This is a genomic window from Streptomyces sp. JB150 (genome assembly GCF_011193355.1).
Taxonomy (GTDB): domain Bacteria; phylum Actinomycetota; class Actinomycetes; order Streptomycetales; family Streptomycetaceae; genus Streptomyces.
Map to the genome: position 1 here is coordinate 1,777,558 of NZ_CP049780.1, position 25,055 is coordinate 1,802,612.

At 72.6% G+C, this 25,055-nt stretch carries 24 protein-coding genes; 13 read left to right on the top strand and 11 right to left on the bottom strand.

Annotated features, from left to right (window positions below):
- Positions 1–109: 109 nt before the first annotated feature.
- The 4 genes from G7Z13_RS08360 to G7Z13_RS08375 all read left to right on the top strand — a co-directional run bounded on the left by G7Z13_RS08360 (position 110) and on the right by G7Z13_RS08375 (position 3,586).
- Positions 110–766, top strand: a complete 657-nt coding sequence (locus G7Z13_RS08360; protein WP_165997451.1) for an MBL fold metallo-hydrolase — start codon at positions 110–112, stop codon at positions 764–766.
- 296 nt (positions 767–1,062) lie between these two features.
- A complete protein-coding gene (locus tag G7Z13_RS08365; protein WP_165997454.1) occupies positions 1,063–1,947 on the top strand; it encodes an ABC transporter substrate-binding protein in 885 nt (294 codons plus the stop codon).
- Positions 1,944–2,825 (top strand): amino acid ABC transporter permease, encoded by an 882-nt coding sequence (locus G7Z13_RS08370; RefSeq protein ID WP_165997455.1) that lies wholly within the window; start codon positions 1,944–1,946, stop codon positions 2,823–2,825. Before G7Z13_RS08365 ends, G7Z13_RS08370 begins: the two co-directional genes overlap by 4 nt.
- Complete coding sequence (locus G7Z13_RS08375) at positions 2,822–3,586, top strand: amino acid ABC transporter ATP-binding protein (protein WP_165997457.1); 765 nt, start codon at positions 2,822–2,824, stop codon at positions 3,584–3,586. Before G7Z13_RS08370 ends, G7Z13_RS08375 begins: the two co-directional genes overlap by 4 nt.
- 120 nt (positions 3,587–3,706) lie before the next feature.
- Here the strand turns inward: G7Z13_RS08375 and aroQ are convergent, their stop codons facing one another.
- Positions 3,707–4,180, bottom strand: coding sequence for a type II 3-dehydroquinate dehydratase (gene aroQ, locus G7Z13_RS08380; RefSeq protein WP_165997459.1), 474 nt, complete (start codon positions 4,178–4,180; stop codon positions 3,707–3,709).
- 102 nt (positions 4,181–4,282) lie between these two features.
- On the opposite strand from aroQ, the gene G7Z13_RS08385 reads away from it, so the two are divergent.
- Complete coding sequence (locus G7Z13_RS08385; protein ID WP_165997461.1) at positions 4,283–5,329, top strand: S66 peptidase family protein; 1,047 nt, start codon at positions 4,283–4,285, stop codon at positions 5,327–5,329.
- Positions 5,330–5,391: 62 nt separating this feature from the next.
- Positions 5,392–6,702, top strand: a complete 1,311-nt coding sequence (locus tag G7Z13_RS08390; protein WP_206313029.1) for an MFS transporter — start codon at positions 5,392–5,394, stop codon at positions 6,700–6,702.
- On the opposite strand, the gene G7Z13_RS08395 is transcribed toward G7Z13_RS08390, so the two are convergent.
- The 6 genes from G7Z13_RS08395 to G7Z13_RS08420 form a co-directional block, all read right to left on the bottom strand.
- Positions 6,692–7,792 carry an ionic transporter y4hA gene (locus tag G7Z13_RS08395; RefSeq protein ID WP_165997463.1) on the bottom strand — a complete coding sequence of 367 codons (1,101 nt, stop codon included), beginning with the start codon at positions 7,790–7,792 and terminating at the stop codon, positions 6,692–6,694. The genes G7Z13_RS08390 and G7Z13_RS08395 overlap by 11 nt on opposite strands.
- 349 nt (positions 7,793–8,141) lie before the next feature.
- Entirely contained in the window at positions 8,142–9,143 is a 1,002-nt protein-coding gene (locus G7Z13_RS08400; RefSeq protein WP_206313030.1) for a TerC/Alx family metal homeostasis membrane protein, read from the bottom strand.
- Between the two features lie 285 nt (positions 9,144–9,428).
- The gene (locus tag G7Z13_RS08405; protein WP_165997466.1) at positions 9,429–11,504 is read right to left on the bottom strand and encodes a TerD family protein; all 2,076 of its coding nucleotides are present in this window, start codon (positions 11,502–11,504) and stop codon (positions 9,429–9,431) included.
- Between the two features lie 59 nt (positions 11,505–11,563).
- The gene (locus G7Z13_RS08410; protein ID WP_165997468.1) at positions 11,564–12,142 is read right to left on the bottom strand and encodes a TerD family protein; all 579 of its coding nucleotides are present in this window, start codon (positions 12,140–12,142) and stop codon (positions 11,564–11,566) included.
- A 217-nt stretch (positions 12,143–12,359) separates the two neighbouring features.
- Entirely contained in the window at positions 12,360–14,513 is a 2,154-nt protein-coding gene (gene uvrB / locus G7Z13_RS08415; RefSeq protein WP_165997469.1) for an excinuclease ABC subunit UvrB, read from the bottom strand.
- Between the two features lie 56 nt (positions 14,514–14,569).
- Positions 14,570–15,439: an MHYT domain-containing protein gene (locus G7Z13_RS08420; protein WP_165997471.1), complete on the bottom strand. Its 870-nt coding sequence runs from the start codon at positions 15,437–15,439 to the stop codon at positions 14,570–14,572.
- Positions 15,440–15,718: 279 nt separating this feature from the next.
- On the opposite strand from G7Z13_RS08420, the gene G7Z13_RS08425 reads away from it, so the two are divergent.
- The gene (locus tag G7Z13_RS08425; protein WP_165997472.1) at positions 15,719–16,594 is read left to right on the top strand and encodes a glycerophosphodiester phosphodiesterase family protein; all 876 of its coding nucleotides are present in this window, start codon (positions 15,719–15,721) and stop codon (positions 16,592–16,594) included.
- A 151-nt stretch (positions 16,595–16,745) separates the two neighbouring features.
- Entirely contained in the window at positions 16,746–17,309 is a 564-nt protein-coding gene (locus tag G7Z13_RS08430; RefSeq protein ID WP_165997473.1) for a methylated-DNA--[protein]-cysteine S-methyltransferase, read from the top strand.
- A 17-nt stretch (positions 17,310–17,326) separates the two neighbouring features.
- Here G7Z13_RS08430 and G7Z13_RS08435 read toward each other — a convergent pair whose 3' ends face one another.
- Complete coding sequence (locus G7Z13_RS08435) at positions 17,327–17,755, bottom strand: VOC family protein (RefSeq protein WP_165997474.1); 429 nt, start codon at positions 17,753–17,755, stop codon at positions 17,327–17,329.
- 99 nt (positions 17,756–17,854) lie between these two features.
- Between G7Z13_RS08435 and G7Z13_RS08440 the strand changes: the two genes are divergently transcribed.
- A complete protein-coding gene (locus G7Z13_RS08440; protein WP_240926145.1) occupies positions 17,855–18,775 on the top strand; it encodes a pseudouridine-5'-phosphate glycosidase in 921 nt (306 codons plus the stop codon).
- Positions 18,772–19,713: a PfkB family carbohydrate kinase gene (locus tag G7Z13_RS08445; RefSeq protein WP_240926146.1), complete on the top strand. Its 942-nt coding sequence runs from the start codon at positions 18,772–18,774 to the stop codon at positions 19,711–19,713. The genes G7Z13_RS08440 and G7Z13_RS08445 overlap by 4 nt, the downstream gene beginning before the upstream one ends.
- Before the next feature lie 242 nt (positions 19,714–19,955).
- Here the strand turns inward: G7Z13_RS08445 and G7Z13_RS08450 are convergent, their stop codons facing one another.
- Positions 19,956–20,750, bottom strand: coding sequence for a methyltransferase domain-containing protein (locus tag G7Z13_RS08450; RefSeq protein ID WP_165997476.1), 795 nt, complete (start codon positions 20,748–20,750; stop codon positions 19,956–19,958).
- 193 nt (positions 20,751–20,943) lie between these two features.
- On the opposite strand from G7Z13_RS08450, the gene G7Z13_RS08455 reads away from it, so the two are divergent.
- The gene (locus G7Z13_RS08455; protein WP_165997477.1) at positions 20,944–22,071 is read left to right on the top strand and encodes a magnesium and cobalt transport protein CorA; all 1,128 of its coding nucleotides are present in this window, start codon (positions 20,944–20,946) and stop codon (positions 22,069–22,071) included.
- 62 nt (positions 22,072–22,133) lie between these two features.
- On the opposite strand, the gene G7Z13_RS08460 is transcribed toward G7Z13_RS08455, so the two are convergent.
- The gene (locus tag G7Z13_RS08460; RefSeq protein WP_165997478.1) at positions 22,134–22,553 is read right to left on the bottom strand and encodes a CBS domain-containing protein; all 420 of its coding nucleotides are present in this window, start codon (positions 22,551–22,553) and stop codon (positions 22,134–22,136) included.
- 152 nt (positions 22,554–22,705) lie between these two features.
- Entirely contained in the window at positions 22,706–23,347 is a 642-nt protein-coding gene (locus G7Z13_RS08465; protein ID WP_206313031.1) for a uridine kinase, read from the bottom strand.
- 180 nt (positions 23,348–23,527) lie between these two features.
- Here G7Z13_RS08465 and G7Z13_RS08470 point away from each other — a divergent pair, with 180 nt between their 5' ends.
- Together G7Z13_RS08470 and G7Z13_RS08475 are read left to right on the top strand one after the other, a co-directional pair.
- On the top strand, positions 23,528–24,226 hold the full coding sequence (locus tag G7Z13_RS08470) for a DUF2293 domain-containing protein (RefSeq protein WP_165997480.1): 699 nt from the start codon (positions 23,528–23,530) through the stop codon (positions 24,224–24,226).
- Between the two features lie 280 nt (positions 24,227–24,506).
- Positions 24,507–24,986 (top strand): anthrone oxygenase family protein, encoded by a 480-nt coding sequence (locus tag G7Z13_RS08475; protein WP_165997481.1) that lies wholly within the window; start codon positions 24,507–24,509, stop codon positions 24,984–24,986.
- Positions 24,987–25,055 lie beyond the last annotated feature (69 nt).

Genomic DNA, 25,055 nt, shown 5'->3' on the forward strand with positions numbered 1-25,055 from the left:
GCCGCCTGCCGCTTCTGCTGCCGTGACAGGGCTTCCGCCGCCGTGGCGGAGCTTTCACCGCCGTGGGCGCGACCTGCTCCGGGCAGATCGCGCACCTAGACTGACGGCCATGACGTACAGCGGACAGGTGACGGTCGGCGGCCCGGCGGACGTGCACGAGCTCAAGGACCTGATGATCACCAAGATCGCGGTCGGCCCGATGGACAACAACGCCTATCTGCTGCGCTGCCGGGCCACCGACGAACAGCTGCTGATCGACGCGGCCCACGAGGCCCCCACGCTGCTCGGCATGATCGGTGACGACGGCATCGCGTCCGTCGTCACCACGCACCGGCACGCCGACCACTGGCAGGCGCTCGCCGAGGTCGTCGCGGCCACCGGCGCCCGGACGTACGCCGGCCGCGAGGACGCCGAGGGCATCCCTGTGCCGACCGACGTGCCGGTCGACGACGGCGACGTCATCCGCGTGGGGCGCGTGGAACTCACCGCGCGCCATCTGGTCGGCCACACGCCCGGGTCGATCGTCCTCGTCTACGACGATCCGCACGGCCACCCCCATGTGTTCACCGGGGACTGCCTCTTCCCCGGCGGTGTGGGCAACACCCGCAAGGATCCCGAGGCGTTCGCCAGCCTGATGCACGACGTGGAGACCAAGATCTTCGACGTCCTGCCCGACGAGACCTGGGTCTACCCGGGGCACGGCAACGACACCACCCTGGGCGCGGAGCGTCCGCATCTGCCGGAGTGGCGCGCGCGGGGGTGGTGAACCCGGCGAGGCCGGCGCACGGAACTCGACGCGCGCCCCGTGTGAACGCTTCGCACACACCGGCGCCCCGCGCGCGCTCCCGGCGCACGGGATCGCGCGGTCCACTGGGGACAGCCCCGCGCGGGACGACGGTGTCCGCGCGGCAGGGGCCGCCGGTCCTCACCCCCGCCCTCGACCGGCGGCCCAAGGCCGCGCGCGGCGGACCGCGTTCACATGACCGCAACACCCGTTCCCACTATGCGGACATCGACTGGCGTGACCTCGACAAACTCGGCCGGCGCTGCCACTCTCCCGCCATGCGATCTGTCCTCCGCGCGCCGCGCCGCGCCGTCGCCGCCGTCACCGTAGCCCTGTTCGCCGCCGCCGTCGGCTGCGCACCGCAGCCGGAGGAGAACGCGGCCGCCGAGCCGTCCGGGGCGGCCGGGGAGAGCTGCGCCGAGGGCGGGCTGGCCACCAAGACCGCCGGGAAGCTGACGATCGCCACCGACGAGCCCGCGTACGAGCCGTGGTTCCAGGACGACGACCCGGCCAACGGGAAGGGCTTCGAGTCCGCGGTGGCCTACGCCGTCGCCGGGCGGCTCGGCTACGGCAAGAGCGCCGTGGTCTGGCAGCGGGTGCCCTTCAACAAGGCGTTCGCACCCGGCGAGAAGACCTTCGACTTCGACATCAACCAGGTCTCCGTCAGCGACGAGCGCAAGAAGGCCGTGGACTTCTCGTCCGGCTACTACGACGTGCGCCAGGCCGTCATCGCGCTGAAGGGCTCGAAGGCCGCGAAGGCGAAGAGCGTCGCCGACCTCAAGGGCGTCAGGCTGGGCGCCCAGGTCGGCACCACCAGCCTCGACTACATCAACGACGTGGTGCGGCCCGAGCGGGAGCCCGCCGTCTACGCCAAGAACGACCAGGCGAAGTCCGCCCTGAAGAACGGTCAGGTCGACGCCATCGTGACCGACCTGCCCACCGCCTTCTACATCACGGCCGCCGAGGTGACCGAGGCCGAGATCGTCGGCCAGTTCGAGAACCAGGGCTCCACACAGGAGCAGTTCGGGCTCGTCCTGGACAAGGGCAGCGCGCTCACCGCGTGCGTCACCGACGCCGTGGACGCCCTCCGCGCGGACGGCACCCTGGCGAAGCTGGAGCAGCGGTGGCTCTCCGACGCCGTCGACGCCCCGGTGCTGAAGTGACCGTCACGAAGGACGCCGAGGACACGCGCGACCCGTACGTCCCCTCGGCGCGGCGGCTGGAGCGCGAGCGGTACAAGCGGGCCCGCGCGCGCCGCGCCACCGCGATCGCGGCCGTGTCGACGCTGGTCACCGGCGCGGTGCTGTACCTGGTCGTGGTCAGCGCGCCCGGCTGGCCGCGCACCAGGGAGACGTTCTTCGACGGGGAGTACGCGCGCGAGGCGCTCCCGAAGGTGCTGGAAGGGCTGTGGCTCAACGTCCGGCTGTTGCTGGTGTGCGGGGCCGCCGTGCTGGTCCTCGGCATGCTCATCGCCGTCGCGCGGACCCTGCGCGGCCCGGTCTTCTTCCCGCTGCGCGCGCTGGCCGCCGCGTACACGGACTTCTTCCGCGGACTGCCGCTGATCATCAACCTGATGATCGTGGTCCTGGGCGTCCCGGCGCTGCGGCTGCAGGGCGTGACGGTCGATCCGGTGCTGCTGGGCGGTACGGCGCTGACGCTGACGTACTCGGCGTACGTCGCGGAGGTGTTCCGCGCGGGGATCGAGTCCGTGCACCCCTCCCAGCGCGCCGCGGCCCGCTCGCTGGGCCTGACCAACCGGCAGGCGCTGCGGCACGTGGTGCTGCCGCAGGCGGTGCGCCGGCAGGTGCCGCCGCTGCTGAACGACCTGGTGTCGCTCCAGAAGGACACCGGCCTGGTGTCGATCGGCGGCGCGGTGGACGCCGTGCGGGCCGCGGACATCATCGTGGGCCGCAGCCTCAACTACACGCCGTACATCGTCGCCGGGCTGGTCTTCGTGGCGCTGACCATTCCGATGACCCGGCTCACGGACTGGGTGACGGCCCGGATGGACCGCCGGCGGGCCCAGGGAGGAATCACATGAGCGACGCCCCCGCCGCCGCCCCGGTGCTGCGGATGGAGTCCGTCCGCAAGACCTTCGGCGGTTCCGTCGTACTGCGCGACGTCGGCCTGGAGGTCGCGCCGCACACGGTGACCGCGCTGATCGGCGCCTCCGGCTCGGGGAAGTCGACCCTGCTGAGGTGCGCCAACCTGCTGGAGGAGATCGACGACGGGGCGATCTGGCTGGACGGCGAGGAGATCACCGACCCGCGCGTGGACCAGGACGCGGTGCGGCGCCGGATCGGCGTGGTCTTCCAGGCGTACAACCTGTTCCCCCACATGACGGTGCTGGAGAACATCACCCTCGCCCCGCGCCGGGTGCACGGCCTGCCCCGCGCGGAGGCCGAGGAACGGGCCGTACGGCTGCTGGAGCGGCTGGGACTGGGCGACAAGGCCCGCGCCTACCCGGACCGGCTCAGCGGCGGCCAGCAGCAGCGCGTGGCCATCGTCCGCGCGCTCGCCGTACAGCCCCGGCTGCTGCTGCTCGACGAGATCACCGCGGCGCTCGACCCCGAGCTGGTCGGCGAGGTCCTCGCCGTCGTCCGCGACCTCAAGGACGACGGCATGACCATGGTGCTGGCGACGCACGAGATGGGGTTCGCGCGAGAAGTCGCCGACCAGGTCTGTTTTCTGGACGGAGGGGTGGTGCTGGAGCGCGGCACCCCCGAGCAGGTCTTCGGAGACCCGCGGCAGGAGCGCACCCGGAGTTTCCTGCGGCGCGTCGTGGAGGCCGGGCGCCTGTAGGAACGCGCGTACAAGACTCCGCGCGCCCCGTGGCTCCGCGTGCCCCCGTGCCTCCGCGCGCCCCTGTCTCCCGCCGCGCGCCTCTTATCCGTCCGCGCGCCCCTACGCCTCCGCTCCCCCCTACGCCTCCGCGCGCGCGGTTCCCAGCAGGGCGGCGACGCGCTCCACGCCGAAGACGTACCCCTGGACGCCGCATCCGGCGATGACGCCGTCGGCGCGCAGGGAGACGTAGGAGTGGTGCCGGAACGACTCCCGCTGGTGGATGTTGGAGATGTGGACCTCCACCACCGGCATGCCGTCGCAGGCGTTCAGCGCGTCCAGCAGCGCGACGGAGGTGTGCGTGTAGGCGCCGGGGTTGATGACGATCCCGCAGTGGTTCTCGCGCGCCTCGTGGATCCAGTCGACCAGCCGGCCCTCGTGGTTCGACTGGCGCAGGTCCACCGTGCCGCCGTGCGCGGCCGCCGCCTTGGCGCACAGCGCCTCGACGTCGGCGAGCGTCTGGGAGCCGTAGATCTCCGGCTGGCGCTGTCCGAGGAGGTTCAGGTTCGGGCCGTTGAGAATCATGATCGGCGCGTTGGCCAGGGTGCGGGGCACTGTTCCTCCGGTCCGTTCGGGGGGTCGCGGTCCGGCGGGACCGCTGCTCGCCCCCGGTTTATCACGGTGCGCCGACGGCTCGGGCGGCCCTACCCTGCCGGGATGATCACACCCGTGTACCCGCCCAAACCGTCCCCCGGCGACCGGATAGCCGTCATCTCGCCGTCCAGCGGGCTGCCCGGTCTCTTTCCGCTCCCCCACGAGCTGGGGCTGGAGCGGCTGCGCACCGAGTACGGGCTGGAGCCGGTGGAGTACCCGGCGACCCGGAAGACGGGCTCGACGCCGCGGGAGCGGGCCGACGACATCCACGCGGCCTTCGCCGACCCGGACGTCAAGGCGGTGATCGCCTCCATCGGCGGCGACGACCAGATCACCGTGCTGCCGTACCTGGACCGGGAGTTGATCCGGGCCAGCCCGAAGCCGTTCTTCGGGTCGAGCGACAACACCAATCTGCTGGCCTACCTGCGGAACAGCGGCATCGTCGGCTACCACGGCGCGTGCGTGATGGTCGAGCTGGGCCGGCCCGGCGCGATGGATCCGCGCACGGCCGACTCGCTGCGGGCGGCGCTGTTCACGTCCGGGCCGTACGAACTGCGCCCCGCGGAGCGCTGGAACGACGTCGACCGCGACTGGGCGGACCCGGCGACCTTCGACACGCCGCCGCGCACCCGGCCCTCCGACGGCTGGACCTGGGTGAACGCCGACCGCGTCGTCGAGGGCCGCGGCTGGGGCGGCAACCTGGAGATCCTCGGCTGGCTGCTGATGGCCGACCGCGAGATCGCCCGCGACCCGGCGGAGTACGCCGGCGACGTGCTGTTCCTGGAGACCTCCGAGGAACTGCCCAGCGCCGCGGAGGTGTTCCGCACCCTGCGCAACATGGGCGAGCGCGGGCTGCTGCGGCAGTTCTCCGCCCTGCTGATGGCCCGCGCGAAGACCTGGTCCTTCACCCACCCCAACAGCCCCGCGAAGGCGGCCCGTTATGCCGCCGACCAGCGCGAGGCCGTCCTGCGCGCCATGCGCACGTATGCCCCCGACACCCCGATCGTCTTCGACGTGGAGTGCGGCCACACCGACCCCCAGGTGGTGCTCCCCTACGGCGGCACCATCCGTGTCGACGGCCCGGCCCGGCGCATTACGGTCACGTACTGACGACGACCGGCCACCTCCACGCGCCCCCGTAACTGCCGGTCACTGTGGGTAGTTGACGGTCCATGCACGACGTACGCACCGTAAGGGCGCCCTCCATGCTGCGGCTCGCGATGGCCGCCCTGGCCGGCACCGCCATCGAGTTCTACGACTTCTTCGTCTACGGGACAGCGGCGGCGCTGGTCCTGGGACCGCTGTTCTTCCCGACCGTCTCGCCGCTGGCGGGCACCCTGGCCGCGTTCGCGACGTTCGGCGTGGGATTCGTGGCCCGGCCCCTGGGGTCGGTGCTGTTCGGGCACATCGGGGACCGGCACGGCCGCCGGCCGGTCCTCGTCGTCTCGCTGCTGCTGACGGGCGCCTCGACGGTCGCGGTCGGCTGCCTGCCGACGTACGACGTGATCGGGGTCGCCGCTCCCCTGCTGCTGGTCACCCTGCGCTTCCTCCAGGGGCTGGGGCTCGGCGGGGAGTGGGGCGGGGCCGTGCTGCTGACCGTCGAGCACGCGCCGCCCGAGCGGCGCGCCCTGTGGTCGAGCTTCCCGCAGGTGGGTCCGTCGGTGGGCTTCCTGCTCGCCAACGGCTCGATGCTGACGCTGTCGGCGACCCTGTCCGAGGCGCAGTTCGCCCAGTGGGGGTGGCGGGTGCCGTTCTGGGCGGCCGGGGTGCTCGCCGCGGCGGGCCTGTGGCTGCGCTCGTCGCTGGCCGAGAGCCCTCGCTTCCTGGAGATCGAGGAACCCGCGCGGGTACCGCTCGCCGAGGTGGTGCGCGACCACTGGCGGCTGGTGCTGCTGACCGCGGGCGCGCTGGCCGTCGGCTACGCGGTCTTCTACGCCGTGACCACCTGGTCGCTGGCCTACGCCACGGAGCGGCTGGGGGTGAGCCGGAGCGTCATGCTGACCTGCGTCCTGGCCGCGGTGGTGGTGAAGGGCGCGCTCACCCCGGCGGCGGCCGTGCTCGGCGACCGGTACGGGCGGCGGCCGATGTGCCTGGCCGGCTGCGCGGCCGCCGCGGTGTGGATGTTCCCGCTGGTCGGGCTGCTGGCGACCGGGGAGCCGCTGCTGATGTTCGCCGGGTTCCTCGGGGCGATGCTCGCGTTCATCACGATGTTCGCGGTGGTCGCCGCCTATCTGCCCGAGCTGTACGAGCCGCGGGTGCGCTGCACCGGCGCCGCCGTCGGTTACAACCTCGGTGGGGTGGTCGGGGGCGCGCTCACCCCGATCGCGGCGACCGCGCTGGCCGAGCAGGGCGGCCGGGTGCCGTGGGGCGTGGGGGCGTATCTGACCGGGATCGCCCTGCTCAGCCTGGGCTGCTTCGCGCTGCTGCCGGAGACCCGGCCCGTGCCGGGCGCGGTGGCGAAGCCGGCGCCGGTCATGGATTGATCGCCAGCTCCAGATACGCCGCGAAGATCACCAGGTGGACGCCGCCCTGGAGCGGGGTGGCGCGGCCGGGCACGACCGTCAGCGAGGCCACGACGACCGTCAGGGCGAGCAGCACCATGTGCGTGGCGCCGAGCCCGAGGACGAGGGGCCCGGACAGCCAGACGGAGGCCAGGGCGACGGCGGGGATGGTCAGTCCGATGCTGGCCATGGCGGAGCCGAGGGCCAGGTTCAGACTGGTCTGCACCCGGTCGCGGCGGGCGGAGCGCAGGGCGGCGATGGTCTCCGGGAGCAGCACCAGCAGGGCGATGATGACGCCGACCACGGCGTGCGGCAATCCCGCCGCCGCCACGCCGGACTCGATGGTCGGCGACACTCCCTTGGCCAGGCCGACCACGCCGATCAGGGCGAGGCCGAGCAGGCCCAGGCTGATCCAGGCGGTGCGCGCGGACGGCGCGTCGGCGTGGTGGTCCTCGCTTATCACCTCGCCCTGCCGGGTGATCGGAAGGAAGTAGTCGCGGTGCCTGACCGTCTGGGTCGCCACGAACAGGCCGTACAGCACGAGGGAGGAGATCGCGGCGAAGGTGAGCTGCAGCCCGGAGAACTCCGGGCCGGGCTTGCTGGTGGTGAAGGTCGGCAGCACCAGGCTGAGGGTGGCCAGGGTGGCGACCGTGGCGAGGGCCGCGCCGGTGCCCTCGGGGTTGAAGACGGCCGTGCGGTGGCGCAGGGAGGCGACCAGGAGCGTCAGGCCGACCACACCGTTGCAGGTGATCATCACGGCGGCGAAGACGGTGTCGCGTGCCAGCGTGGAGCCCTTGTCGCCGCCGTCGGCCATCAGGGTGACGATCAGGGCGACCTCGATGACCGTGACGGCGACGGCGAGGACCAGGGAGCCGAAGGGCTCACCGACCCGGTGCGCGACCACCTCCGCGTGGTGCACGGCGGCGAGCACCGCGCCGGCCAGCACCAAGGTCACCAGCGCCACGAGCGGGCCGGGCAGATGACGTCCCCAGGTGAAGATCAGCAGGATCACCCCGAGCACCGGCACGAGGGACGTCCACCGATGCGTGAGCGACCTGAGCCGAGCGATCATGCCGCGATCGTCGCAGACGGGCCGGAGCTTCGCATTCCGGTCGGCAGGGGGCTTCACGCCGGGGTCGGGCCGAAGCTCCGCGTTCCGGTCCGCGGGCCGCTCGGCGGTCCCGCTTGCGCTGGTCAGGTGGTCCTTGCGGCCGGCTGCCACATCTCCTCCTCGCGTTCGGTGCTCGTCGCTCGGTCTCGTCGTCGCTCGGTGCCGATCGCTCTCCTGGGGGTCTTGCGGTTACGGGCGGGCGGTGACCGTCGGGTGTCTCGGCGCCCCCGGACACGACGCGGCACCGGGAGCGACGTCGGCGAGGCGCCGCGCCGCTCCCGGTGCCGGGTGCGCTGAGGGACCGACGGGGTCAGGCGTCGATGCTGTCCTTCGGGGTCCCCTTGTCCTCCGCCTGCACCGCCTCGGCGGCGGCCTGCTTCCTGGAAGCCATCAGGCTGGTGATCGTGGTGACGATCAGGACGGTGCAGATCACGCCGAGGGAGACCGGGATGCTGATCTCCGGGACGTGGACGCCGGACTCGTGCAGGGCGTGCAGCACCAGCTTCACGCCGATGAAGCCCAGGATGATCGACAGACCGTACGAGAGGTGGACCAGCTTCTTCAGCAGGCCGCCGATGAGGAAGTACAGCTGCCGCAGACCCATGAGGGCGAAGGCGTTGGCGGTGAACACGATGTACGGGTCCTGCGTGAGGCCGAAGATCGCGGGGATGGAGTCCAGGGCGAACAGCACGTCGGTGGTACCGATGGCGAGCATCACGACCAGCATCGGGGTCATGACGCGCTTGCCGTTCTCCTGGATCCACAGCTTGGTGCCGTGGTACCGGTCCGCGACGCCGAAGCGGCGCTCGGCGGCCTTCAGGAGCTTGTTCTCCTCGTACTCCTCGTCCTCCTCGTCGGCCCGGGCCTCCTGGATGAGCTTCCAGGCGGTCCAGATCAGGAAGGCGCCGAAGAGGTAGAACACCCACGAGAAGCTGGCGATGATCGCGGCGCCGGCGGCGATGAAGACCGCGCGCAGCACCAGGGCTATCAGGACGCCGATGAGCAGGACCCGCTGCTGGTACTGCGACGGGACCGCGAACTTCGCCATGATCAGGACGAAGACGAACAGGTTGTCGACGCTCAGCGACTTCTCGGTGATGAAGCCGGCGAAGAACTCGCCGGCCGGCTGGCCGCCGCCGAAGACGAGCAGACCGAGGCCGAAGAGGCCGGCCAGGACGATCCAGACGACGGTCCAAATCCCGGCTTCCTTGATGGATACGTCATGGGGCTTGCGGCCGATGAAGAAATCGACCGCGATCAGGGCGGCGAGGCCCACGACCGTCAGGACCCACAGGGTCACGGAAACTTCCACTGCGCCTCCGGCAGTACGTAACGGCGAACAGAACAGTCAGCGTCGTCGCGCTGCCGGAGGTCTCTTCCACCCGGTGAAGGGCCGACGCCCCGGGATCCGGCCGGATCCGTATTGACGGGGTCGCCGCAGCAGACAGGGAGTACTCCCCTCCGTGCGGATAAGACTACCCAACCACCAAGGAAAGGTAAAGTGATTGGTAAAAGAAGCGCCAAAGGTGCTGGTCAGAGTCCTTTACTGATGCTTGACACGGTGGTGCGTGCGGGTGGACGGCGGGGGCGGTGCCGGTCATCGGCGCCAGGCGCGGCGGGCCGCCGCGACCTGGGTGAGGACCTGCTGCAGCACCTGACTGCCGGGCGGCACCAGCGACGGCTCGTAGGTCCAGGCGTGTCCGACCCACGGGTCGGCGAGGTGGTCGTCCGGCACCGGGGTCAGCCGCAGCAGCGAACGCCACAGCGGATCGAGCAGCGGGCCGTAGGCCGCGGCGTCCTCGCGGTCGGCGACCATCATCAGGTGGACGCCGACGGAGGGGCCCTCGTCCGCAAGGTAGCGCAGCTGGGTGACGGCCCGGTCGTCGAAGCCGTGCGGGAAGTCGTTGACGACGAGCAGGTGCTGGGCGGTGTCGAGGTCCGGCGGGAGGGCGTCGGCGGCGCCACCGCGGACGGCCATCTGCACCAGGTCGACCCGCTGGGTCAGCTTGGCCAGGACCTCCGCCACCCCGGCGGCGCCCAGGGCGGGCGGCGCCGCGAGCACACCGGTCTGCACCAGCGGTGCCAGCGCCTGGGCGCCGCTCCCGGCCGGGTCGATGACGTAGACGGTGAACTCGCCCGCCGGGTGGACGGCGAGCAGCCGGGCCACGTGCGCGACCGCCGACTCCATCGCCATGCGGCGCGTGTCGTGGGCGCCGGCGAACGGGCCGTCGAGCGCGCCCGTCCGGCCGCTGTCGATCCACAGGCCGCGCTCCAGCGGCAGCCGGACCAGCATGGGTATGCGCAGCTGGGCGCATTCGGACAGGTGCAGGTCACCGAGGCGCAGGGCCATCGGCAGTTCCATGGGGACCCGGTAGCCGTGCCAGACGGGGTTGTCCCAGCGGGCGTACGCGGGCGGCAGCGCGGGTTCGACGACGGCCGCCTCGGCGGTGAGCTGGGCGACGTCCCGGTCGAGGGCCTGGCGGGCCTGGTCGACGAGCTGGGCGTGCTTGGCGCGGGCCGCCTCGCGGGCGGCGTCGGCCTGCCCGCCGATCCGGCTGCGCGGGTCGGAGAGGACCTGTTCCAGCTCCTTCTCCATGCGCGAGTCGGCGAAGTCGACGGCGCTGCGGAAGGCGGCCGTGGTGCGGGCCAGGTCCTCGAACATGCCCCACACCTGGTTGTAGAGCCGCTCGTCCATCGTCCAGCCGGTCGCGTCGCCCGCGACGGGTCGCGCGGGCTGGCCGGGCGCCGCCGGAGGCGCGGCCGGCGGGGGCGGGGGCGGGGCGGTGGTACGCCGGCGGGGATGGTGGTAGTCGATCGGGCCGCCGGTGGTGGTCCCTGCGGATCCGGCGGTGGACGCGGATGTGGGTCCGGCGGTGGATCCGGTGGATTCGGTGGGTCCGGCGATGGACCCGGTGGTGGGCGCGGTCCGCTGGGTGAGGCCGGACGGGTCGGCCGGTGCCGGGTCGGCGGCGGGGCCGGGCGTGGGGCCGGTGGTGCTCTGCGGGCTCTGCGTGCCGTAGGGCGACCCGCTCGGGTCGGGACCGAGGGCGGGGGCGTGGGTCTGCCGGGTCCGGTCGGAGTCCGCCGTACGCGGCGGGGGCGCGGCGATCGAGCGGGCCGCGCCCCGCGCCACCGCCTCGTCGACGGCGGCGGCGAGCCGGTGGGCCTCGGGCAGGCTCTGGTCGGCGAAGAGCGCGGCCAGGCCGCCCGCGTAGCCCTGGCCGACGGCGCGCACCTTCCACGCGCCCTGCCGGCGGTAGAGCTCCAGGGCGACGACGGCCGTCTCGGCCTCCAGGCCGGTGAGGGTGAAGGTGGCGATCTCCTCGCCGTCGAGTCCGGTGACGGCGACGGAGGGCGCGGCGACGGCACCGAAGCGGACGGGGCCGCCCGGGGTGCCGGCGGGCAGGGCGAGCAGCACGGTGACCCGGTGCACGGTGTCCGGCATGGCGTCCAGGTCCACCGCGAGACGGTGGGCGGCGGCCGCCTGCCGGGAGACCTCCAGGCCGGGCAGGGTGGGGGCGCCCGGGTGGACGACCCCCTCGGCGCCGTGGACCTTTCCGTTCTCGTCGCCGAGTGTCGCCGCGGCCACGACCGGCGTGGCGGCCGAGACCCTGATCTCGAGACGAGCCTGGGAGAGCGGGTGGTTCTGCCCCCGCACCAGCTCGGCCGTCATCGCCTTCGTCCCCCTGCTGTCGCTGTGTAGGTGTGTGGTGTGCCGCTCGCCGGGCCGCGTCAGAGCAGCGGCAGGATGGACGGCATCAGGTCCTGGAAGGTACGGCCGTTGGCCGGGGCGCCGAGGGCGGTCATCGACCAGCCGGTGCCCGCGCGGTGCACCTTCGCCATGATCTGGGCCGTGTAGGCGCCGCCGCCCGCGAGGGTGTAGCGGGCCAGCTCCTGGCCGTTGGTCTCGTCGACCAGGCGGCAGAACGCGTTCTGCACCTCCTGGAAGGTCTGCCCCGTGAAGGAGTTCACGGTGAAGACGATCTGGTCGATGTGGACCGGCAGGCGCTGGAGGTCGACGAGGATCGCCTCGTCGTCGCCGCCCTGGCCGACGCCGCCGACGAGGTTGTCGCCGGTGTGGCGCACGGAGCCGTCGTCGCTCACCAGGTGGCGGAAGAAGACGACGTCGACCGGCTGCTTGTCCGCGAACAGCACGGCGGAGGCGTCGAGGTCGATCTCGCGGGTGCGCGAGCCGAACAGGCCACGCCGCGGGGCCGCCTGCCAGCCGAGACCCATGCGCACCGCGGTCAGGCTGCCGCCGTCGTTCTTCTGCAGACTGATGGCCTGACCCTTGGTCATGTTGACGGTCACGCGCTGATTCCCCTCTCGAGCAGTCCCCTGTTGCCGCGATGCCGCGGTTGACCTGAACCCTACGCAGGGGCACTGACAGTGCCGTACCCCGGCCCGGACTTTGTGTCGGTCTTGCAACACAGCGCAGCCGGTGGCGGGGCTGCGGGGGCGCCGGTTCCCGGTGGGGTCGGCCGGCTGTTCGTCCCGAACAGCACAGCGACCGGCGCCCGTCGGGCCGTCAGGACAGGCCCGCCTCCTTCATCTGGCGCAGTTCCTTCTTCATCTCGGAGACCTCGTCGCGCAGCCGGGCCGCGATCTCGAACTGGAGATCGGCGGCGGCGGCCCGCATCCGGGCGGTCAGCTCCTCGATCTGCTCGGCGAGTTCGGCCGCCGGGCGGTCCGTCGGCACGGTCTCCTTGGCCTTGCCCTTGGCCGCCTTGGCCTTGCCGGCCTTCGCGCCCTTGGTGGAGTGCTCGGCGAGCGAGGGCACCGGGGCCTTGGTGGCGCGGCCGTCCTTCTTGGCCCGGTAGCCGCTGCCGAGCAGCTGCTCGGTGTCGACCTCCTCGCGGGCGATCTGCGCGACGATGTCGTTGATCTTCTTGCGCAGCGGCTGCGGGTCGATGCCGTTCGCCTTGTTGTAGGCGATCTGCTTCTCGCGGCGGCGGTTCGTCTCGTCGATGGCCCGCTCCATCGCCGGGGTGATCTTGTCGGCGTACATGTGGACCTGGCCGGAGACGTTGCGCGCCGCGCGGCCGATGGTCTGGATCAGGGAGGTGCCGGAGCGCAGGAACCCCTCCTTGTCGGCGTCGAGGATCGCCACCAGGGACACCTCGGGCAGGTCGAGGCCCTCGCGCAGCAGGTTGATGCCGACCAGCACGTCGTACTCACCGGCGCGCAGTTCGCGCAGCAGTTCCACGCGGCGCAGGGTGTCGACGTCGCTGTGCAGGTAGCGGACCTGGATGCCGAGTTCCAGGAAGTACTCGGTCAGGTCCTCGGCCATCTTCTTGGTGAGGGTGGTGACCAGGACGCGTTCGTCGCGCTCCACGCGGGTGCGGATCTCGTGCACCAGGTCGTCGATCTGGCCCTCGGTGGGCTTGACGACGACCTCGGGGTCGACGAGGCCGGTCGGGCGGATGATCTGCTCGACGACGCCGTCCGCGCGGGACAGCTCGTAGGTGCCGGGGGTGGCGGAGAGGTAGACGGTCTGGCCGATGCGCTCCTGGAACTCCTCCCACTTCAGGGGGCGGTTGTCCAGGGCGGAGGGGAGCCGGAAGCCGTGGTCGACGAGGGTGCGCTTGCGGGAGGCGTCGCCCTCGTACATGGCGCCGATCTGCGGGACGGTGACGTGCGACTCGTCGATGACGAGGAGGAAGTCGTCCGGGAAGTAGTCCAGCAGGGTGTTGGGCGGGGAGCCGGGCAGGCGGCCGTCGAAGTGCATCGAGTAGTTCTCGACGCCGGAACAGGTGCCGATCTGGCGCAGCATCTCCAGGTCGTAGGTGGTGCGCATGCGCAGCCGCTGGGCCTCCAGGAGCTTGCCCTGCTTCTCCAGCTCGGCCAGGCGCTCGGCCAGCTCCTTCTCGATGTCGTTGATCGCCCGTTCCATGCGCTCGGGGCCGGCGACGTAGTGGGAGGCCGGGAAGACGTAGAGCTGCTGGTCGTCGCTGACGATCTCGCCGGTGACCGGGTGGAGCGTGGACAGGGCCTCGATCTCGTCGCCGAACATCTCGATGCGGACGGCCAGCTCCTCGTAGACCGGGAAGATCTCGATGGTGTCGCCGCGGACCCGGAAGGTGCCCCGGGTGAAGGCCAGGTCGTTGCGCGTGTACTGGATGTCCACGAAGCGGCGCAGCAGCTGGTCCCGGTCGATCTCGTCGCCGACCCGCAGGGGGACCATGCGGTCCACGTACTCCTGGGGCGTGCCGAGGCCGTAGATGCAGGACACCGAGGCGACCACGACGACGTCGCGGCGGGTGAGCAGCGAGTTGGTCGCGGAGTGGCGCAGCCGCTCGACCTCCTCGTTGATCGAGGAGTCCTTCTCGATGTAGGTGTCCGACTGGGGGACGTACGCCTCCGGCTGGTAGTAGTCGTAGTACGAGACGAAGTACTCGACGGCGTTGTTCGGCAGGAGTTCGCGGAACTCGTTCGCCAGCTGGGCGGCCAGTGTCTTGTTCGGCGCCATGACCAGGGTGGGGCGCTGAAGCTTCTCGATCATCCACGCGGTGGTGGCGGACTTGCCGGTGCCGGTCGCGCCGAGCAGCACGACGTCCTTCTCGCCGGCTTGAATGCGTCGGGCGAGCTCTTCGATGGCCGCGGGCTGGTCGCCGCTCGGCTGGTAGGGGCTGACGACCTCGAAGGGCGCCACCGTACGTTCGATCTGGGAAACGGGCCGCATGTCATCCACCGTACGACCCCGCACTGACAACCGGCTCTGATCAGCGGTTCTCCGGCTCAGTGGCCCTGCGGGGTGCGGGTGCGGCGGCCGGTCGGGCGGCGGCGGGCGCTCAGCGGGAAGCGGCCGCCCTGGTGGTGGACGGGGACGTGGGCCGGGACGCCCGGCTTGTTCTCCGGGCGGGGCCAGTCGGGCTTGCCCATGACCATCAGCGGGTCGAACAGCACGACGACGCCCGCGAGGCACAGGAAGGCCAGCGGGCCGATCAGCATGGGGGCGAGCAGGGTGGCGGGCGAGTCGCCCGTGGCCGGTCCGCCGGTGCCTCCGTGCAGGTGCACGCTGAGGGCGGCCATGCCGGTGTAGTGCATGCCGCTGACGGCGAGGCCCATGACGAGGCTGGCGCCGATGCTCCACAGGAACCCCCGGACCTGTCCGGCCGCCCAGAGGGCCGCCGTGGCGGCGGCCATCGCTATGACGACGGACGCGGCGACGGTGAGGGTGTTGTACTCCAGCTGCCCGTTCAGCCGCATCCCGGCCATGCCCAGGTAGTGCATCGAGGCGATCCCCAGGCCCGTGATGGTGCCGCCGGTGAACAGGGCGGTTCCGGTGGCGCCGCGGTAGCCGACGATGAAGATCCCGATGCCGACCATGACGATGGCGACGCCCAGGCTGGCGTACGTGATCGGCTTGTCGTAGTGGATCGGCGCCTCCTCGACCGTGAACCCCATCATCGCCACGAAGTGCATGGTCCAGATGCCGGAGCCGATGGCCGCCGAGCCGAGGGCGAGCCAGCCGGAGCGCCACGATCCGGCCACGAGCATGGATCTGGTGGTGCACCGCAGGCCGAGGGCACCGCCGAGGCAGGCCATGAGATAGGCCACCAGCGGGGTGACGAGGCCATAGCTGAATCCGTCGACCGTGCCTTGCATGCGCGGCTGCCCTTCCGCCCTCTTCCATCCCGGAAGTCCCTGAAATGCGCCCCCTCCCAGAACCGCCCAAGCGGTCAGGGTCGAGGCAGAAAGTATGACTCCCACCGGAATGGTCGAACGACTTTCCGGCAAAGAAACACGGCCTCGCCCCACTTGTGCGGCCCAGGTGACGGGGGTTCGGCAACACCATTCCATCGGTGGTCATCCCGCACTCGCCTCGTGTTGACCCTGTGCTGTCACAGTTGAGCTGTCCGTGACCGCTCGACGCGAGGAGTACGCATGCACCCGCGCGCAGCCACCGCCACGACCACCGCGCTCCTGGGGACCGCCGCGCTGCTGTTCCCGGTCCCCCACGCACGGGCCGAGGCCGCGGCGCAGCGGCCCGTCGTGATCGCCCACCGGGGCGCCTCCGGCCACGCGCCGGAGAACACCCTGGCCGCCGTCGACAAGGCGGCCGAGCTGGGCATCGAGTGGGTCGAGAACGACGTCCAGCGCACCAGGGACGGCGAACTCGTGGTGATCCACGACGACAGTCTGCAGCGCACCACCGACGTCGAGACGGTCTTCCCCGACCGGGCTCCCTGGAAGGTCGGCGACTTCACCGCCGCCGAGATCGCCCGCCTGGACGCGGGGAGCTGGTTCGGCCCCGCGTACGCGGGCGCGCGCGTACCGACCCTGAAGCAGTATCTGCGCCGCGTCGAGTCGCACCACCAGAAGCTGCTCCTGGAGATCAAGAAGCCGGAGCTGTATCCGGGCATCGAGCGGGACACCCTGAAGGTGCTGGCCAACGAGGGCTGGCTCGACCGGGGCCATGTGACGGGGCGCCTGGTCGTGCAGAGCTTCAGCGCGGACAGCATCCGGACCGTCCACGAGCTGCGTCCCGCCGTACGGACGGGGTTCCTGGGGGCACCGCCCATCGTGGAGCTTCCCGGGTACGCGACGTTCGTGGACCAGGTCAACCCGCCGTACGGCGCCCTGTCCACCGGTTACGTCGCCTCGGTGCACGCCTTCACCGGGGCGCACGGCCGGGCGCTGCAGGTGTCCACCTGGACCGTGGACTCGGCGGACACCGCGCGGACGGTCGCCGCGTACGGGGTGGACGGCATCATCACCAACCGGCCCGACGTGGTGCGGGAGGCGCTGGACGGGGAGTGACGCGCGGGCCGGCGGGCGGGGAATGACGGCGGGCCGGCGGACGGGCAGGGACGGCGGGCCGGCAGCGGGGAAGGACGAAGGGCCGGCGGGTGGGGATGGACGGAGGACTGGCGGGCGGGCGTTGTCAGTGGCGGGTCGTACGGTGGGTCGCATGAACAGCGACGGGCGGGACGGGCGGCAGGACGTGGGTGTGGTGTGGGCCGTGGTCGGCACCGGCATCGGTCCGCTGCTGCTGGCCGCGACCGGTGACGGTCTGGTCAACGTGGTGTTCCACGCCACGGACGCCGTGCGGGACAAGGCGCTGGAACGGCTCGCGTCCCGGCTGGGGACCGAGCCCGTCCACGCGCCCGGCTCCCCACTCCTGGCCGAGGCGATACGCCAGGTGGAGGCCTACTTCCGGGGCGCCCTGCGGGACTTCGACCTGCCGCTGGACTGGTCGCTGATCTCCGGCTTCAACCGCCAGGTGCTGCGCGAACTGGCCGCCGGCGTGCCGTACGGCTCGGTGGTGGGCTACGGCGATCTGGCGGACCGGGTGGGTCAGCCCGGCGCGGCCCAGGCGGTGGGGGCCGCGATGGGCGCCAATCCGCTGCCGGTCGTCGTGCCCTGCCACCGGGTCGTCGAGCGCGACGGCGGGATCGGCGGGTTCGGCGGCGGTCTGGAGGCCAAGCGGAAGCTGCTGGCGCTGGAGGGCGTGCTGCCCGAGCCGCTGTTCTGAGACGTCCGCCGGAGGTCTCACGTGTAGTGACGGGCCTCGAGGACGTTGCCGTCGGGGTCGCGGAAGGAGAAGCTGCGCCTGGCCGGGCCGCGTGCGCCGTAGGAGTCGTGGGAGATCTCCGACACGGGCACCTCGTGTGCGCGCAGGCGTGCGAGGAGGGCGTCGAAGGCGTCCGGCGGCAGGGACAGGCACACGTGGTTGACCGGGTGGCCGGCGCTCTCGGGGGCGCCGGGGAGCATGGTCATGCGCTCGGCCATGGTCAGCGGGGCCAGGTCGAGGATCGTCTCCTCGTTCACCCGGACGGAAGGGAAGGAGACCTGTCCCGCGACGAAGTCGGTGAGCCGCAGCGGGGTGAGGCCCACCGCCGTCTCGTAGAACGTCGCCGAGGCGACCGGGTCGCGCACCCAGAGGACGACATGGTCGAGACGTGTCGCGTTGTCGGTCATGCGCCCCAGGGTGGTGGTGTCCCCCACAGGCCGCAAGCGTTTGAGAGGACACGCCGCCCGCCAGAGATGAGGGAGAACCGACGGACGGGAGGCGGTCGCGTGACGCAGGTGCCGGAGCTGGTCGTGTCGGAAGAGGTGCGCGAGGCGCTCGCCGCGCGTCGCCCTGTGGTGGCCCTGGAGTCCACGATCATCGCGCACGGGCTGCCGCGCCCCCGCAATCTGCGCGTGGCGCGGGAGCTGGAGGAGGCGGTACGGCAGGAGGGAGCCGTTCCCGCGACCGTCGCCGTCCTGGACGGCCGGCCGCACGTCGGCCTGGACAAAGAGCAGCTGGAGCGGATCGCGGGCGGGGACGGGATCCGCAAGCTGGGCCACCGTGATCTGGCGCTCGCCGCGGCCCGCGGGGCGAGTGGGGCGACGACCGTCTCGGCGACGGCGCTGCTCGCGGCCCGGGCCGGCCTGCGGGTGTTCGCCACCGGGGGGCTCGGCGGGGTGCACCGGCAGTGGACGGTGACGCAGGACGAGTCGGCCGACCTGGGCCTGCTGGCGCGCACCCGGATCACGGTGGTGTGCGCGGGGGTGAAGTCGATCCTGGACGTGCCGGCCACGTTGCAGCGGCTGGAGACGCTGGGCGTGGCGGTGGCCGGATACGGCACGGACCGGTTCCCCGGCTTCTATCTGTCGGACTCGGGGCATCCGGTGGACTGGACGCTGGACAGTCCGCAGCAGGTGGCGCGGGTGATGCGGGCGCAGGACGCGCTCGCGCTGCCGGAGTCGGCGCTGATCGTGGCCAATCCGGTGCCCGAGGCCGAACAGCTGGATCCGGGGCTGCACGCGCGCGTGCTCGCCGACGCGCTGCGCGCCTGCGAGGAGCAGGGCGTCACCGGTCAGGCGGTCACGCCGTTCCTGCTCGACTACCTGGTGCGGCACACGGACGGGGCCTCGCTGAGCGCCAACCTGGCGGCGGTGCGGGGCAACGTACGGCTGGCGGCGCGGATCGCGGCGGCCTGGGCCGGGGCGTGACGGGGGCGGACGGCACGGCGGGGGCGGGGTCCCCCGGTGCGGGCGCGCTGCTCGTCGTCGGGGACGTCGTCACCGATGTGGTCGCCCGGCACAGCGGTCCCCTGGCGCCCGGTACGGACACGGCGGCCGTGGTGCGCACCGTGCCCGGCGGGGCGGGCGCCAACGTGGCCTGCTGGGCGGCGCGTTCGGGCAGTGCGGAGGTGCGGCTGCTGGGCCGGGTGGGGGCGGACGCGGCCGCCTGGCACGAGCGGGAGCTGGTGGCCTGCGGGGTGTCCGCGCGGCTGGTCGTCGATCCGGAGGCGCCCACGGGCACGGTGATCTGCCTCGTCGACACGGACGCGGCGGCCGAGCGGACGTTCCTGACGGACAGCGGGGCGTCCCTGCGGCTGGACCCCGGTGACTGGTCGGACGCGCTGCTCGACGGTGTCGTACGGCTGCACCTGTCGGGCTACCTGCTGTTCTCCGCGCCGAGCCGGGCGCTGGTGGCGACGGCCCTGGCGGCGGCACGCGCGCGTGGGGTGCCGGTGAGCCTCGATCCGGCCTCCGCGGGTTTCCTGGCGGAGCTGGGCGCGGAGCGCTTCCTGTCGCTCGTCGACGGGATCGACGTGCTGCTGCCCAGCCGGGACGAGGCCCGGCTGCTCACCGGTTCGCGCGACGCGGTGGCCGCCGCGGCCGAGCTGAGCCGGCGGATTCCGCTGGTGGTGGTCAAGCAGGGCGCCGAGGGCGCGCTGGTGGCGCGGTCCGGAACGGTGACCGCGCGGGTCCCCGCCGTACCGGCGACGCCTCGTGACACGACCGGCGCCGGGGACGCGTTCACGGGCGCGTTCCTCGCCGCGCTGCTCGCGGGGGCGGAGCCCGAGGAGGCGGCACGGGCGGGCTGCGCGGCGGGGGCGCGGGCGGTGGAGCGGGTGGGGGGCAGGCCGCCGGGGATGGGCTGAGGGGGTGTGGCGCCGGGGCGGGCGCGGTACACATGGGCTCCTGGTGGTGCGGGCGGGAGCGGTTCCCGTGGCTCGCGAGCGGGCAGGGAGGGCGGGCGCGACTCGTGCGCTTCCATGGGTGTGCGGGGCGGAGGGGTGTGGGTCGTGCGAGTGGTACGGGCGCCGCCAGCGGTTCGGGCGGCGTGAGCGGTTCGGGCATGGCAAGCGGATCGGGACGTCGTAAGCGGGAGCGGACCCCGCCCCTACGCCCTGCGGCCCCACGCCGAGATCATCGGCGGGCCGGCCAGGTCCAGTGTGCCGGAGGCGATGTTGACGAGGTGGCGGTCGATCTCCTCGGCGGTGGCGAGGCCGGCGGCGATCAGGTCGTCGCGGACCTGACGGATCGTCGCGGACTCCAGGACGGCACAGGCCGGCGCGGTGACGGGGAAGTAGGCGTCGGCCTCTACCCGCCGCAGCCCGGCCGCGCGGAGCAGCCGCGGCAGGGCGCGCCCGAAGGCGAGATCGGCTCCGCGGGCGGCGAGGAGCTGGCGCAGCGCGTGCCGCAGCCGGTTGGCCAGTTGCTGCGCGGGGCCGTGCTCGTCGGGGCAGACCAGCGGTTGCAGGGCGAGGTCGACGTCCTCGACGAGGAGCCGTCCGCCGGGGCGCAGGGCCTTGGCCATCGACCGCAACGCGCGTGTGCAGTCGGGCACCCGGGCGAGCACCAGCCGGGCGTGCACGAGGTCGAAGCCCTCCCCCGGCGGCTCGTCGGCGCTCACGTCGTGGACGCGCACCTCCACCGGAGGACGGGCGGCCCCGATGCTCCAGGAGGTGTCGACGTCGGTGGCGACGACCCTGCCGGTGGGGCCGACCCTCTTGGCGAGCCAGGAGACGACGGTCGCGCCGCCCGCGCCCACCTCCCAGCAGCGCCAGCCGGGTCCGACGCCGAACCCTTCGAGGTGCCGGAACGTCGTGGGGTCGAACAGGACGGCGAGCGCGGCCGAGCGCTCCGTCGCTCCGGATAGCTGGTGTGGAAGGAGATTACCGTCGGTCAGCGTCATGCCGCGATCATCCCATTTGTCAGACTTGCCGGGAGTGGGCGACGCTCCGGCGGTACCCGAAGTCCCGTTGTCCACAGGCCGGAACACAACGGAACCCATGCCTTCCCCAGGCTTCCCCGCCCTGCTCGCGACCCTGGCACACTGGCGCGAAAGCGCGGAAACGCGACGTGAGGGTCCACGCAAGGAGATCCGGATGTCCATGGCAGGGAATCTGCGGAAGGTGACGAGCCTCGGCAGGGTCGGCGGTCTCCGCAGAGTGGCACGGCTGGCCCGGCGGCGCCCGCGCGTCGACCTGAGCCACCCCGCCCGCTCCCCGCTGGGCTCCTCGGTCGTCAACTGCGTGGCGTACGAGGGCGGCGTCCGGGTCCCTCTGGGCGGCGACCTGGACGACGCGGTGGGGCGGGTCCGCAAGGGCGGTCACGGTTTCGTCTGGCTCGGCCTGCACGAGCCGACGGACGAGGAGTTCGCCGGCGTCGCCGAGCTGTTCGACCTGCATCCGCTCGCGGTGGAGGACGCGATCGAGGCGCATCAGCGCCCGAAGATGGAGCGGTACGACGAGACGCTGTTCGCCGTGTTCAAGACGGTCTGCTACGTGGAGCACGAGAAGCTGACGGCCACCAGCGAGGTCGTGGACACCGGCGAGATCATGGTGTTCGTCGGCGAGGACTTCGTGATCACCGTGCGCCATGGCCGGCACGGCTCGCTGGGTCCCCTGCGCGAGGATCTGGAGTCCCGGCCCGACCAGCTCTCCAAGGGCCCCTCGGCGGTGCTGCACGCGATCGCGGACAACGTCGTCGACGACTATCTCCACGTCATCGAGGCGGTGCAGGAGGACATCGACCAGGTCGAGACGGACGTCTTCGCGGAGCACGGGGCGCGCGCCGATCCCGGTCGTATGTACCAGCTCAAGCGGGAGCTGCTGGAGCTGAAGCGGGCCGTGGTCCCGCTGGGCCGGCCGCTGCAGGACCTGGCCGGCCTGCCGATACGGGTGGTGGACCCGGAGATACAGGCGTACTTCCGCGACGTCGCCGACCACCAGCTGCGCGCCGCCGAGCAGATCGCCGCCTTCGACGAACTGCTCAACTCGATCCTCCAGGCGCACCTCGCGCAGGTCACGGTCGCGCAGAACGAGGACATGCGGAAGATCACGGCGTGGGCGGCGATCGTCGCCGTGCCGACGATGGTGTGCGGCATGTACGGCATGAACTTCGACCACATGCCGGAACTGCACTGGCGGTACGGCTACGGCATGGTCATCGGTGTCATATCGCTGGCGTGTCTGACGCTGTACCGCGGCTTCCGGCGCAACGGCTGGCTCTGAGCGCGGGAACTGCGGGCGGTCGCCCGTCGCCGGTCGCCGCGGCAGCGCGATCGGCGCGGCGGTCAGTTCCTCGCGTAGACCCGCTCGGTCCACTCCGCGATCTGGTCGTCCGGCAGATGGCGGACCAGGTCGGCCTCGCTGATCATGCCGACGAGGCGCTTGTTGTCGATGACGGGCAGCCGGCGGATCTGGTGGTCCTCCATCTCCCGCAGCACCTCGCTGATGTCGGCGTCCGCCTCGATCCAGCGTGGCGTGCCCTGGGCCATCTCGCCCGCGGTGACCCTGGCCGGGTCGTGGCCCACCGCCACGCAGCCGACGACGATGTCACGGTCGGTGAGGATGCCGCAGAGGCGTTCGTTCTCGTCGCTGATGGGCAGGGCGCCGACGCCGAGTTCGCGCGTCAGCTGGGCGGCGCGGTCCAGGGTCTCGTGGGCGGGGATCCACTGGGCACCGCGGTGCATGATGTCTCCGGCAGTGGTCATGAGGTACCTCCCGGTGCCGGACGGCCGGCGCGGCGCGGGGGCACCGCTGGTCCCGGCGCTCTTCATTCTGACCGCGCGGACCGGCACCCGCACCCGGAGAAGAGCCCCGGGACGAGGGCCCCGGGACCAGGGCCGGGACCAGGTCTCGCCGTTCAGCCCCGCCAGGCCGGGCGGCGCGGGTCGTCCGTGCGCACCAGTACGTCGGCCGTGCCGGCCGGGTCGGTCTCCTCCTCGTAGCGCTCGAAGGCGGGGAGGGTCCAGTGGTCGGCCTCGGGGGTGCGGCGGCGCAGGGCGCCCGGTGAGAGGAGGAGATGGACGGTCAGGTCGAAGGGGAACCAGTGCCGAAGGAGGAGGGGTCCGTGCAGCAACAGCACGCCGCCCGGCGGGAGTCGGACGTAGGGGCTGCGGGTGGCGCGGTCGGTGACCGGGTCCCACAGGTCGGGCAGGACACGGCCGTCGCCGCCGGGTTCCAGGGGGCCGAAGACCTCGCGCCACAGGGCGCCGGTGTCGAACCAGCCGTCGTAGTAGGTGTCCACGTCCCGGTGGCCGTGCTCCAGCCGGAGCGAGGCGGGACGCAGAAACCCCTCCGTGCTCACGACCAGGGAGGGCCGGCCGCGCAGCCGCAGCGCCTCGTGGATCCGGTCTGCGAGGTCCCCGGGCCGGGCCGCCGGGGCGCCGTCGATGGCGACGCGCGGCCAGGCGCCGCCGTCGCCCGGCTTCAGGTCCAGCAGCCGCTCGGCCAGCAGATCGCCGAGCCGGTCCCAGGTGATCGGTTCGAGTCGCACACCGCCCATGATGCGCCAGCGCGCGGTCGGCGGGCCTGGGTGGGCAACGCCCGGCGGGCAACGCCCGGTCGACCGCCCCGTCGCGCTCCGCGCGCATCCGGGCGGGGAAGGGGGCGGGGAGCCGGGCGGGGAGGGGGTGCCGGCGCAGGCCGCGGATAGGCACCGGAGGGCCGAGGGCATGAACCGGGTATGGCCGTACCCGCAACTCCCCCGGCCGGTGCGGGACTTCTCGCCGTCCAGCCACTCAGGCGCAAGCGGTGTGCCGCGTGCCGGCGCGGCCCGCTGCCGATGCTCGTCCTGGAGGACGGGGTGCCGCGCTGTCTGGACTGCGCCGACCTCGGGCATCTGGTGTTCCTGCCGCGCGGCGACACGGCGCTGACCCGCCGGGCACGGGAGGAGAGCGGGCTGTCGGTGGTGGTCGTACGGTTCCACCGGCGCAAGGGGCGCTACGAGCGGCAGGGCGTCCTGGTGGAGGCGGCGGGGCTCGCCCGCGCCGAGCGGCGCTGCATGGCGGACGCGGAGGCGCGGCGCCGCCGACGGATGCGGGACGCGCGGCGGCGCGCGGAGCAGGACGCGCGGTTCACCGAGGCGTTCGCCACCGCGATACGGCGGCTCTTCCCCGGGTGTCCGGCGGAGCGGGCGCGGGAGATCGCCGTCCACGCCTCGGTGCGGGGCAGCGGGCGGGTGGGGCGCAGCGCGGCGGGACGGGCCCTGTCCGAGGGTGCGGTGACCTCGGCGGTCGTGGCCTCCGTACGGCATGTGGACACACCGTACGACCGGCTCCTCATGAGCGGGGTGCCCCGGCACGAGGCGCGGCAGCGGATCGCGGCGGCTGTGGAGACGGTGCTGCGGGCGTGGCGGGAGGCGGAGACCGAGTCGGCCGGGTGACGCGAAGCGACAGGGCGGGGCGGGGCGGAGGGGAGGGGGCGGGGGCCCGGCACGGCACGGCACGGCACTGGACACCGGCTCAGTCAGGGGAGGCACGTCCCCGGTCCATCTCTGATGACCACGTGGGCCGGCCGATCGCTCACGGACACCCGGCTGGACGTTCGCTTATGCGCGTGCGGCGTTCGGGCATGGTCGCGGGCGGCCGGGGCGGGATTGACTGGCCGGGACAGCGGAGGCGGCACCACGCGGCCGGCAGTCGGCGAGGGGAGATGAGGGCGACATGATCGAAGGGCCGTACTTCCTGCTGGTGGTGCTGGGGGTGCTCGGGACCGGCCTGGTGGCCGGTGTCTTCTGCGCGTTCTCCACGTTCGTGATGCGCGGGCTGGCCGCGCTGCCGCCCGCACAGGGGGCCGCCGCGATGCGGGCGGTGAACGTGGCGGCCGTGCGGCCGGCCTTCATGGCCGTCTTCCTCGGCTCGGCGGTGCTGTGCGCGGTGACGGCGGTCGTGACGTTCGTCGTGTGGCCGGACGAGGGGGCGGTGGAGCTGCTGCTGGGCAGCGGGTCGTATCTGGTCGGCTCGTTCGGGGTCACCGTGGTGGCGAACGTGCCGCGCAACGACGCGCTGGCGCGGCTGGCACCGGGTACGGCGGAGGCCGCCGCGTACTGGTCGTCGTACGTGCGGGAGTGGACGGCGTGGAACCACGTCCGCGCCGTCGCCTCGGCCGCCGCCGCACTCGCCTACGTCCTCGCCCTGACCTGACGGACGCACCGCGACGGCCCGACAACCCCACAGCCCCACAGCCCGACGGTTCGACGGTTCGACGGCCCG